5 protein-coding genes are annotated in these 12,399 nt (G+C 63.9%); 1 reads left to right on the forward strand and 4 read right to left on the reverse strand.

Annotated features, from left to right (window positions below):
- Positions 1 to 10: 10 nt before the first annotated feature.
- From recD to HJD22_RS07900, 4 genes are all read right to left on the reverse strand, one after another.
- Positions 11 to 2,458, reverse strand: coding sequence for an exodeoxyribonuclease V subunit alpha (gene recD / locus HJD22_RS07885; RefSeq protein WP_208656081.1), 2,448 nt, complete (start codon positions 2,456 to 2,458; stop codon positions 11 to 13).
- Positions 2,455 to 6,366 (reverse strand): exodeoxyribonuclease V subunit beta, encoded by a 3,912-nt coding sequence (gene recB, locus HJD22_RS07890; protein WP_208656082.1) that lies wholly within the window; start codon positions 6,364 to 6,366, stop codon positions 2,455 to 2,457. Before recB ends, recD begins: the two co-directional genes overlap by 4 nt.
- 143 nt (positions 6,367 to 6,509) lie before the next feature.
- A complete protein-coding gene (locus HJD22_RS07895; protein WP_208656083.1) occupies positions 6,510 to 7,835 on the reverse strand; it encodes a short-chain fatty acid transporter in 1,326 nt (441 codons plus the stop codon).
- An 84-nt stretch (positions 7,836 to 7,919) separates the two neighbouring features.
- Positions 7,920 to 11,321 (reverse strand): molybdopterin-dependent oxidoreductase, encoded by a 3,402-nt coding sequence (locus HJD22_RS07900; RefSeq protein ID WP_208656084.1) that lies wholly within the window; start codon positions 11,319 to 11,321, stop codon positions 7,920 to 7,922.
- Positions 11,322 to 11,417: 96 nt separating this feature from the next.
- Between HJD22_RS07900 and HJD22_RS07905 the strand changes: the two genes are divergently transcribed.
- A complete protein-coding gene (locus HJD22_RS07905) occupies positions 11,418 to 12,326 on the forward strand; it encodes a LysR family transcriptional regulator (protein WP_208656085.1) in 909 nt (302 codons plus the stop codon).
- Positions 12,327 to 12,399: the final 73 nt, after the last annotated feature.

The raw sequence follows: 12,399 nt of genomic DNA on the forward strand, positions 1-12,399 counted from the left end.
CGTGAGTGGATTATGTATTCAACCCACTCACCCTCACCACTTCCCTCGTCACTGCTTCATCCAACATCCCAAGTGCAGTCTCCACAACGGTGAGCCAGTCCCTCGCGCGGGTGATGCCGGTGTAGACCAGCTCCCGGGTGAGGATGGGGTTGGGGGCGTCGGGGAGCAGCAGGGCAGTGTGGGTGAATTCCGAGCCCTGGGATTTGTGTACCGTCATGGCGAACACGGTTTCCACCGCCTGCAGGCGGCTGGGCAGCACCCACTTGATATCGCCGCTGCCGTCGCTAGCGGGGAAGGCAACGCGCAGCAGGGTGCGGCCGGGCGATTCGGTGGCGGTGCGGGCCTCGGGCACAGCGAGGGTGATGCCGATATCGCCGTTCATCAGCCCCAGGCCGTAGTCGTTGCGGGTGACGAGCAGCGGGCGGCCTTCGAACCAGCCCTGTTCCAGTTCCAGGTCGCTGGCCTTGAGCCAGCCGGCGCGGCGCAGGGCCCGGCCGATGCGCGGGTTCAGTCTCTCTATCCCCCAGGGGCCTTTCCTCAATGCGCACAGCAACTGGAAGTGGCCGTGGGCGGCGAGTACCTGGCGGGCCCAGTCGTCATAGGGTTGGCGCGATTTGCCTTCCCCGAAGTAGGGCTGCGCGGGGCGCGCTGCCTTCATCACTTCCAGGTAATGGCGATAGCCGACCGGCGGGGCGATGGTCTCGCCTCGGCGGTCGTGGCGGCCTTCGCCACTGTTGGCGAAGCCGGCTGGATTGCCGTTCACCACCAGGCGATCCAGCGCCGGGTCGTCGGCGTCCGCCAGGGCGAGGCGGGCGATATCGGCGTAACCCTGCTGGAAGATCTCGCGTACGACGCGTTTCTTCTCCTTCTGCGCCTCTTTCTCGTTCTGGGCCTCGTTCTTATCCTGGGCGCCAAGCGGGCGGTTGACCGCTTCGGCGAGTTGGCCGATGCCGCTTTTCGCATCGAAGCGGTGGCTCACCCGCAGCATGGCGATGGCCTGGTCCAGCGGCTGGCCTATCTCGTCCTTGTATTGCTCGGGTATCGACGTGCCGGTTACCCGTTGCAGCCAGTCGCAGGTGGCCGGGGTGTAGTGGCCGCCTTCGGCGCGCTGGCACAGGTCGCCTAGCACGGCGCCGGCCTCTACCGAGGCGAGCTGGTCCTTGTCGCCAAGCAGGATCAGCCGCGCCCTGGGCGGCAGGGCGGTGAGTACGGCGGCCATCATCTCGATATCCACCATCGAGGCTTCGTCGATCACCAGGGAGTCCAGCGCCAACGGGTTGCCGGCATGGTGGCGGAAATGGCGGGTGTCCGGTCGCGAGCCCAGCAGCCGGTGCAGCGTAGTCACTTCAGTGGGAATGCTGTTCTGGAGCAGCGCTACTGCGCTCGACGATACTGCGTTGGGGCCCTTCTCAAACTGCTCATTTACGGCTTGTAAACTCCGCGTTTTCGTCGGGCTCCGCCTTGTCTCGTCTTCGCTCGCTACGCGCTCGGCCTGATCAGTAAAACCTACCGCCTCGACAAGACCACCCAACTTCAGAGCTCTCACCTGCTTGGCGATGGATTCGTTTAGCCGGGCGGCGGCCTTGCCGGTGGGGGCGGCCAGGCGAATGCGCAGCGGGCGCGGGGCGCCGGAGCCGGCCTGGGCGGGTTCGCCCAGGGCCAACGCCTGCAGCAGGGCGAGTAGCTTGACCACGGTGGTGGTCTTACCGGTGCCGGGGCCGCCGGTGATCACCGCGAAGCGCGAGCGGCTGGCGAGGGCACAGGCGGCTTGCTGCCAGTCGAGTTCATGCGGCTCTCCATAATGCAGGGGAAACAGCGCGGCCAGCGCCCGGGCCAGGGTGGCGATGTCGCCGTCGGCCTGGCTCGCGTCTTGGGTGGGGGCAGTGAGTCGAGCGCCGATCAGGCCGCGAATGTCCTGCTCGTACTGCCAGTAGCGGCGCAGGTAGAGCCGCACGTTGCCATCGTGCTCGCTGCGCACCAGCGGGGTGTTGCCGCTGCCGTCCGCCACCAGGGCGGGGTGGTGCAGGGCATCGCGCCAGGTGGCGAGATTCAACCCTGCAAGCAGGTCGCTGGGCAGCGGCGGCGGGTCGCTCAGGTCGTCGCCTTCCGGCGGCAGCGAGAGCGCCAGGTCGGGGGCGGCCAGGGTCTGGGCGAGGTCGAGACAGACGTGGCCGCGGCCGAGCTGATGGCTGGCAAGGGCGGCGGCGAGCAGCAGCAGGGGCGGGGCGTCGCTTACCTCGCGCTGGAAGAAGCTCGCCAGCGCCCGGTCCAGCGCGCGCAGCCAGCCACGCTCCACCCAGCGGTCGAGCAGGGCGAACAGCGCTTGGGTATCGTGGAGCGCGGCCAGGGGCGGTTCGGGCTTGGCTTGTTCGTCGCTAACGCTAGGTTCGCCGTTATCGCTTAGGTCGGCGAACAGGTCCGGGGTGGCGTCGTCGTGGTTCTTGCTGCGCTTGCTCATGCCGGCGCCTCCGTTGCCTGGGTGGCGGCGCTCGCCGCTTGGGTGTCGCCCTGGAACAGCGCGTCCAGCGCTTCGATCAGCTCCCGCGGGGGGCGCTCGGCATGCACGCCGCGGCTCTCCGCATTCGCGCCCCTGAGAAAGACGGTGAGCGAGCCGCCGATGTGGCGGTCGTAGTCGTAGTCCGGCAGGCGTGCCTTGAGCAGCCGATGCAGGGCCAGCAGGTAGAGCGCGTACTGCAGGTCGTAGCGCTTGTCGGCGATGGCCTGCTGCATGGCCTGGGGCGCATAGGCGGCGTCGTCCGGCCCCAGGTGATTGGATTTCCAGTCGGCCACGTAGTAGTGCCCATCAAACTCGAACACCAGATCGATGAAGCCCTTGAGCATGCCGTTGAGGGTATCGGTATCCAGCGCGGGGCGCGGGTGGGTCGCGCCTGAGTTGTCATCTTGGTTGAGCAGTGTGTAAGCACTTACGAGGGCGTCCAGCCGACGGGTGTCGACCTGGCGCGAGGCGAACCAGAACTCCATTTCCACCTGATAGCGCGTCAGCGTTTCGAGCCTGAGGCTGCCCGCGCCATCGGGTAGCGGCAGCGGGGCGGCGAGCAGAGTGTCGAACCAGGCGTGCAGGGTGGAAAGCCACGGCTGCCAGCCGCGCACCTGGCAGCGCCGGGCCAGGGTCTCCTCGCGCAGGGCCGGGTCGCGGGCCACACGGGCGAAGTCGTGTTCCCCCGCCCATTCGAGAATGCCATGCAGGAACGTGCCGGGGCCGGGGCCACGGGGGAACCTGTGCAAGGAGGGCAGTGGTTCGCTCTGGCCGCTGTCGCGTGGCTCCTTCAATACCTCCAGCGCGGTGGCTTCCATGGCGGTGGCCGGCTCGGGCAGGCTGCCGTTTCGCTGCGCTTCGCTGTCATGCGGGATAGTGGGTAAGTCAGCCCTTACTGGGGCGCTAAGCACCACTTCTCCCGAAAGCCGCAGCGCCGAGTAGCTGGCGATCCACCAGTGCTCCCGGGCGGGGCGCGTAGGCGTGCGCGCTTCGCCCAGTATTTCGTCGTGCGCGCTCTGGGTGACGATCTGGGCGTGGGCCGGTGGCGCCGGGGTGATCTCGATGGCCGCGCAGTCGCCCTTGAGCCGCGTGAGTGCGCTGGCTAATCCTGCCGGGCTCAACGGTTCGCCGTTGGCCAGCAGCTGGCCGATGGCACTGCCTTCGCCGCCCTTGAGTGGGGCCATGCCGAGCCAGGTGGCGTGGCGTGCGCGGGTCAGCGCCACGTAGAGCTTGCGCAGCTCTTCGCCCAGGCGCTCGCAATCGACGGTGGCCAGGGTCTCCTCGTCGGCCTCCAGGCTGATGCGCAGGCGGCCCTCGGCGTCGTGCCAGCGCAGCGGCGAGTCCTCCTTCCTGGTCGGGCGGTGGCTGCAGATGAAGGGCAGGAATACCAGCGGGTACTCCAGCCCCTTGGACTTGTGAATAGTGATGACCTGCACCAGGTCGGCGTCGCTCTCCAGGCGCAGCTTGTGGGTGTCACCATGGCCTTCGGGGTTGGCGATGGCCTCGGCGAGAAAGCGGATCAGCGCGTGCTCGCCGTCGAGCTCCTGGCTGGCGTGCTGCAGCAGCTCGCCCAGGTGTAACAAGTCCGTTAGGAGGCGCTCACCCTCGCTGGCGGGTCCGCTAGAAAGCAGCCGCGTGGCCACGTCGAAGTGATGGATGATCTTGCGCACCAGCGGCAGCACGCCCTGGCGCTGCCACAGCCGATGGTAGTCACGGAACTGCAGCACACGGCTTTCCCAGGCCAGCTCATCTTCGTTCAAACGGTCCAGCGTGGCGATATCGAGCCCCAGCACCGGGGTGGCCAGGGCGGTGCGCAGCAGTCGGTCCCCCTGTCCTGAAGAAGAGCCGGGTTCGGCACAGGCGCGCAGCCAGGCGTCGAGCTGGGTGGCGACCGGCGAGGCGAATACCTTGTCCTTGTCGGAGAGGTAGACGCTCTTCACGCCGCGCCGGGCCAGCGCCTGGCGGATAGCCCGCGCCTCGCTCAGGCCGTTGACCAGCACCGCCATGTCGGAGGGCTTGAGTGGCTTGAAATACTCTTCGTCCATAAACCCGGCGCGGCCGCTTTGGCCCTCGTTGAGCAGCTCGACCATGTAGGAGGCGCAGCGCTCGGCCATCACACCGTGGTAGGCGGTCTTGGAGAGCGGCTCGTCGCTCTCCAGCTGCCATAGGGTCATGGCCGGCAGCGGCTGGCCGTGGCGGGTAAGTAAGTCCTTGCGTCCCTTGGCGGCAACGCTGACGAAAGGCACCGGATTTTCGCCTTCAGGCGACTTGAACAGGAAGGCCCCGGGCGGGTGCGCCTCGGCGAATTCGAAGCAGCGGTTCACGGCCGCGACCATCTCGCGGCTGGAGCGGAAGTTGGTACCCAAGGTGACGTGGCGGCCTTCGGTGTCGCGGCGGGCGCGCAGGTAGGTGTAAATATCGGCGCCACGGAAGGCGTAGATCGCCTGCTTGGGGTCGCCGATCAGGAATACACCGCACTCGGGGCGGTTCTCGCGGATGCGATAGACGCAGTCGAAGATGCGGTACTGCACCGGGTCGGTGTCCTGGAATTCGTCGACCAGGGCGACCGGGAACTGGCGGCGAATCTGCGCGCCCAGCGCCTCGCAATTGGGGCCGGCAAGGGCCCGGTCGAGATGGTTGAGCAGCTCGTTGGGGCCCATCTCGGCGCGGCGCTCCTGCTCGCGGTCGAGCCGCGACCGGCACCAGTGCACGGCGTGGGTGAGCAGGTCGGCGTAGGGGGTGGGCAGGGCGTTGAGTTCATCCTGCAAGGCTTCCAGCGCGGCCAGGGCGGGGTGATTCGGCGGCTCGCCCTTGAGCCAGATATCGGCCATGCCCTGGGGCGTGAGGCGCTTCCAGGCGGCATCGGTCAGGCCGGGCCAGGTGGCTTCCCCCTGGCACCAGTCGCGCAGGGTGCCGAGCCAGCTGGCACGGCTCTTGGTGTTGAAGCTCTGGCCCTTGAAGGACTTCTGCTGGGCGGCCTCTTCGAACAGCACCTCGCACTCGTCCACCCATTGGGTCCAAGGTGCCTTGAGCTGGGCCAGGCGCTCGGCGGTCTCGCGCTGGGCGTTGGTCACCGTTTCGGCCGGGGGCGGCGCGCTCTTGTTCAGCGCTGCACATTCGGGCATCAGCCCGCGCACCGCCTGGTGCAGTTGTTCGGGCGTGCTCCAGTGGCGCACCACGCTTGCCAGCTCGTCGGTGTTGAGGGGGTAGTAGAAGCTGCGCCAGTAGTCGCGCACCACCTCGAGCTCCAGCTCGGTCTGGTCAGTTTCCAGATCCAGCGAGAACAGGCTGCCGCTGTCGAAGGCGTGCTCGCGCAGCATGCGGTAGCACCAGCTGTGGATGGTGGAGACGGCGGCCTCATCCATCCATTCGGCGGCGAGCTGCAAGCGGCGCGCGCAGGCGGGCCAGGTGGCGGGGTCGTATTGGTCGCGGAGGGCGATAAGCAGCGGATCGCCTTTGTCCGGTGGTACTTCGGGAGCAGAACTCCGCGGAGGCGCTGTGAACCCGTCCTTGGGCGCTACATTCGACATCTTTGTCGAATGACCTCCGCTCTGTTCTGCTCCCGAAGCTTGGTCTAGAAAAACACCAGCGGCTTCCACCAGCCGCGCGCGAATACGCTCGCGCAGTTCCTGGGTGGCGGCGTTGGTGAAGGTGACGACGAGGATCTCGGGCGGCGTGAGCGGGCGCTCGAAGGCGGCGCCGTCATCGGCCGAGCGGGCGCCGAGCACCAGGCGCACGTAGAGCAGGGCGATGGTGAAGGTCTTGCCGGTGCCCGCACTGGCTTCGATCAAACGGCTCCCGTGCAGGGGAAACTCGAGTGGGTCGAGTTGAGTGATCGTAGGAGGAAGGTAGTCAGCGGCAAGAGACATGGGCGTCCTCAAGAAACTCGAGCAAGCTCATATGGTGCACTAGGCAGCGTCTTTACTCTACTTGGTAGGCATCTACTTGCCCTACTACAGCCCGGCTAAGTGCCAGGCTGTGGCATAGGTCTGTGCTTTTGGAAGGAAAGGTATCAGGCAATCAACAGCACGCTCGCGATCAATATCCCCGATACGAGCAGGATGATTGAGCAGAAACCCATGATATCCCGGGCCTTCAGGCCGGCAATGGCGAGGGCGGGTAAGGCCCAGAAGGGCTGCAGCATGTTGGTCCAGCTGTCGCCCCAGGCGAATGCCATCGCGACCTTGGGCAAATCGGCGCCCAGCGATTGGGCCGCTTCCATCAGGATGGGGCCTTGCACCGCCCATTGACCGCCGCCCGAGGGGATGAAGATATTGATAATGCCCGCCGACAAGAAACTCAGTGCCGGTAATGTCTCGGCCGTAGAGATATCGACAAACATCTGCGCCATGCGCGAGGCGAGGCCCGAGGCACTCATCATGCCCATGATGCCAGCGTAGAAGGGGAATTGGATCAGCACGCCGCTGGTGCCCTTGATGCCGTCGGCGAGGCAATCGAGGAAATTGCGCAGCGTGCCATGCAGCAGAATGCCGACGAACAGCAGCACGAAGATCACTACGTTCAGGTTGAGGCCACCATCACCACCGATGACGTACATGAAGACGGCGGCAAACCCCAGCATGGCAATGAATCGTGCCAGCCAAGGCGAGCGCTCCAGCCGTTCAGCGGGCCGCTCACTCTGGCGATCATGCTCAGCCGGTGCCTCGCTGCCAACATCGGGCTCGTGATCCTGCAGGGTGACCGGGTGATCGATACCACGCATCATCAATCGGTTGGTGACCGGAAGCACCACCAGCAGTGCCGCAACCAGCACCAGGTTGAAGGGGCTCAGCAAGGTTTCGCTGGTGGGGATGAGGCCGATGCTCTCTTCCAGGAAATGGCCAGGGGTGGCCAGGGTCAGTGGAACCGCCCCGGAAAGCCCACCATGCCAGATCAGAAAACCCGAGTAGGCGCTGGCAATCAGCAGACGGTAGTCGACGCCGGCGACCCGTCTGGCCAGTTCACGCGCCAGGATGGCACCGATCACCAGCCCGATGCCCCAGTTTATCCAGGTCATGATCAGCGAGGTGAGGGTGACGAGCACGATGGCACGTCCGGGGGTATGTGCGACATTGGCGATGACCGCGACCAAACGTGTGAACAGCGGGGCTTTGGCGACGATGAACCCGGTTACCAGAATCAATGCCATTTGCATGGCAAAGGTATGCAACGACCAGAATCCGCCCATCCAATGATCCAGCATGGCGACGGGCGTTTGAGCCTCGATGACCATGCCGGTGACGAAGACGAGCAGCGTAATGATGACCACCAGTACCAAGGGGTCGGGCAGGTAGCGGTCGAATAGCCTCACGCAGCCATTGGTAAAGAGTTTTAGCATTGTTGTTCCCTCTGTAGATGGAGTGATGCATACCACCGGGGTGGCATGGGTGGCTGAGGCGGCGTGTCGTAGAGATGTTGTTATTCAGGCGTCAAGCACGATATCGGAAAGCGGAATCGCCTGGCAGGTCAGACATTGGTGCGGGTCCAGGAAGGGGGTTTCGACAAAGGAGTGAACCTGGCCCTCGATGAGCGACAAGGCACAGCTTTCGCACTGGCCGACACGGCATCCACTCGGCAGCTCGATACCATGGGCTGCGGCGCTTTCCAGTAGGGTGCCTTGCGCCGGTTGCCACAGGTATTCACGCTTTGAACGTTGCAAGCGTACCGTGCGAGGGCGGACAGGAGCCTTCATCTCGCGTCTTGGCGTGACGAAGCTCTCATGGAAAATCTCGAAGGGCCGAACGCCGCACTGCTCCAGCCATTGGCGTAGGTCATCCATCATGGCCTGCGGTCCGCATAGGTAGAAGCGCGCACGCTGCGTTAACCATATCGGATCCAGTATGTCCGGACTGATATGCCCGATGTGCTGGCAATCGCCGCTTGCCGCTTCTGCGTCGCTTGCCTCGCTGTAAAGGTTGATGACTTTCAGACGGGGCAGCTTTTTGGCGAGCTGTATCAGGCGTCGCTTGAAGGCGTGTTGCCGGCCGTTGCGGTTGGCATAGACCAAGGTGATCGCTGGCATGTGCTCAGCGTCTGAGTGGGCAAGGCTTTCCAGCAGAGACATGAACGGTGTGATGCCGATGCCGCCGGCGATCAGTACCACAGGACGAGCATGCCGCCGGGGCAAGGTGAAGTGTCCCGCTGGCATTTGCATATCGACGCGGTCGCCGACGTTCAGCTCGCGGTTGACCAAGTGCGAGACGACGCCCGCTGGCTGGTCATCTCGCTCAGCGATGCGTTTAACGGTAATGCGATAGGTAGGCTGTGCTTGGTGGTGTGCTGCGCCCGATAATGAGTAGCTGCGCACGGTTTCCTGCCCGGCGACGTTGAAGCGCAGGGTGACATGCTGCCCAGGCAGGTAGCTCGGCAACAGGCCCCCATCGACCGGCTCCAGCCATAGTGAGGTGGTGTCCTCGGCCTCGCCACGGCGCTCGCTGATGCGCATGCTGCGATACCCGCTCCAGGCGGTGTGCTGGATGGTTTGCCGAACGTCGCAGGGCGCGCTGCGTAGCGCCAGGGAACCGCTCAATGGGTCGCGTCTCGCCGATGAGATCAAGGCATTGATATTGGCCGAGCCATGGCCATGCAGGGTGTAATCAGAGCGGCCCAGGTCATCACAGGCCTGCCACCAGCCGTAATCGGCGATGACCAGGTTGTCGCGCAAGCTGGCATCGATGGCGACACGCAGCGTGACCTCGCCATGTTCACTGACCAGCGTGCCCCAGCCCCCCTCGACGAGTCCTTTGCACTTGGCGGTGGTGGGCGAGAGTGCCATCCCTGGGTCAGGTGTCCGGCGACGCAGAGAAACCAGGTTGCGCTGCTGCGAGTGGCAGTAGAGGCCATTCTTGACGGTCACCAGTGTCATCGGCCATCTGCTGGTACCGGTCGTGCTTGGTGAAAGGTGCCGAGGAACAGCCGGGTAGCCGTGGTCGTGCAAGCGTTGCGAATAGAGCTCGACGCGCCGGGTCGGGGTGTCGAACCCGCGACTGTTCCCTTGCTCGTCGACATGGGTGTGACGCCTAGGAGATTGTGTCAGCGGGAGTGACACGCCGGCAGGGGAGCGGCGCAGGGTCTCGAGGTCGAGTCCCGACGGCTGCAGCATGTGCTGCCACCCTTTCTCGATATCGCCGCCGAAGAAATCGTCAGCCATACCGAGGCGACAGGCCAGGTCGAGGGCAACCTGGTAATCGGCGCGAGATTCGCCGCGCGCACTGATCATGGCGGGCCGAAACTGCATATGGCAGGCCGCAGCGGCGTTGATTTCGAAGCCAGTGCGCAGGGCATCGCGTTCCCATGGGGTATTGATGGGCAGCAAGATGTCGGCGAAGGCGTTGGTCGGCGTGTGAAACAGGTCGCAGTGTACGTGGAAATCGAGCTGTCGCAGGGCTCGCTCACCCTGCTGAGGATTGGGTTGCGAGAGGAGAAAGTTGCCACCAAAGCCGAATAGCGCCTTAACGGGGTAGGGGCGCCGATGCTCTATGGCATCGTAAACGGCTTCTGCCGTCACCCATCCGCTGGCTGCTGGACCGAGTGGACGTTCGTCAAGCCCAAGGGCCTTGGCGCGCTGGGTCTCGTCAAGCAGCGAGTGGTCGTTGATACGGTTGATGGCGGGTGTCGCCCACAAGCGGTTGCCGCCAGGGCGATCGAAGCTGCCGGTCAGCGCGTAGAGGGTGGCGATGGCGCGTTCGGTCTGGGTGGCATTGATGTGCTGGCCGATACCTGTCCAACCGTGGTAAGCGACGTGCTGGCCGGCATTGGCGATTAACGCCGTGGCTTTCAGTATCGAATTCTCACTCAGCCCCGTTTCGCGAGCTGCCCGATCCAACGGCCAGGCTGCACACGCCTGGCGATAGTGGTCCATGGCGGGACGGCAGCGGACCAATGAGCCATCGAAGAGGCGGATGTGGCGGGTGCCTTCAAGAGCCAGGCCTTCGGCTTGCTGCTGCGAGATTGCCTTGCGAGTGTCGATGGCGACCGCCGTTTGTCGCTCGAGGTCCCAGGCGAGGTAGCAGTCGGGTGCCTGTGGATCCATCACCCAGCGGCCAGTGTCATCATCCACGAGAAAGGGCGCATTGCTCCAGCGGCGCACGAAGTCCTCATCGATATGCCCCGATATCAGTAGCTGGTTGGCGATCGCCAGTGCCAAGGCGCCGTCGGTTCCGGGGTGTGGGGCCAGCCATAGATCGGCCTGGCGGGCATGGGCGGTTTCCCGTGGATCGATGACCAGTAGGCGGGTACCGTTCTGCTGGCCTGCCCCCAGCTCCCCTGCCTGGGATAGCCATACGTGGGAGGGATTATGTCCCCATAGGATGGCCAGGCGGGCATTGGCGTAGTCGGCGTTGGGCATGCCGCTGCCGAAGGTGAAGGCGTGTGCCACATCCTTGTGCCAGTTGCATATCTCGGTGCCGTAAATGGTGTTGGGACTGCCGAAGTGGCGAATGAAGCGCTCCACCCACTCGATACTGTCCGACATTGGTGTTCCACTGGGAGTGGTGACGCTGAAAGCGACGCTTTCCGCACCATACCGGTCGCGCAGCTCTCTCAAGCGCGATGCGATCTCGTCCAGGGCTTCGTCCCAGCCAATTCGCACCCAGCCTGGATCGTCACTGCCCTTGGGGCGAGTGCGTTTGAGCGGATAGAGCAGGCGGTCGGGATGGTCGACCAGTTCGGGGGCAGCACGACCCTTGGCACAGGTGCCGCGTCCCGTGGGGTGCCCCTCAAGGGCCTCGACCTTGATCAGCCGGTCGTTGGCAACATGGTTGAGTGTCCCGCAACGTGAGCGGCACAGGGTGCAGTAGCCGGGGATAGATGTTGTTATTGGCATAATCGAGACGTCGTTCAGATTTGCCTCTACCGTAGCGTTACGAGTCTATCTAAAACTAATATGTATTAATGATGCTTATATATAGGCTTGGTCTATATGACATTGCAGCAGTTGCGCCACTTTCTGGCCATCATCGAAACCGGTACGCTCTCCCAGGCCGCACAACGTTGCCATATTTCCCAGCCTTCGATGTCGGCATCCTTGAAAGCCTTGGAGCAGGATCTTGGGTGTAGCCTTTTTACGCGCCATGCCAAGGGGCTGTTGCCGACACAGAGCGGCAGTATGCTGCAGCAACATGCCGAGCGAGTGCTCCGCGAAACGAAAATGGCCCGCGAGAGACTGCAGGCTTCACAAGATGAACAGGAAGGCACTTTGACGTTGGGGGTGACGGAAACCATCTCGGCCTACATGTTGCCACGCCTAGTGCGATGGCGGCTTGATGCGCTTGCCGGTATTCAGTTGCACGTCGTCGAAGACACTATCGGCGGTCTAGAGGAGCGGTTGCTGCGGGGCGAGGTTGACCTGGGGCTGATGGTCATCGATAACATCAGTCCTTCGACGGCCTTGCACTGCGAGCGCTTGTTCGATACGCCGAGAAAACTTTGGGCCCCCGCTGGTCATCCCCTGCTACGTCGTACCCGGGTCACGTTGCAGGATGTCTGCGACTATCCATTCGTGCTGTTGGAGATGGATGAGCATGTTAGAACCTGGGAGCGTTACTGGTCAGGCCAGATCCGGCGTCCTGAGATTGTATTACGCAGCCATTCCATCGAAGCCGTCCGAAGTTTCGTGGCCATGGGGCAAGGTGTCACCATCCTGTCGGATTTGGTCTTTCGCCCCTGGTCGCTGGAAGGCGAACATATCTCTCGTCGCGAGGTACATGAGGAAATTCCCGGGATGGGCATCGGTTTCATGCATCGTAAGGATATCGTGACGCCATTGATGACAAGCTTCATGCATAGGCTGCGAGCCACGGTGCAGGACGGTGGGATGTTCGGCCGTTGAGGCGCTTCTTAGATGAAACCATGAAGCGGTCATAGGTTTTCAGCGACAAAACGGCGCGATTAGCATGGTGTTC

The organism is Halomonas sp. TA22 (assembly GCF_013009075.1).
Taxonomy (GTDB): domain Bacteria; phylum Pseudomonadota; class Gammaproteobacteria; order Pseudomonadales; family Halomonadaceae; genus TA22.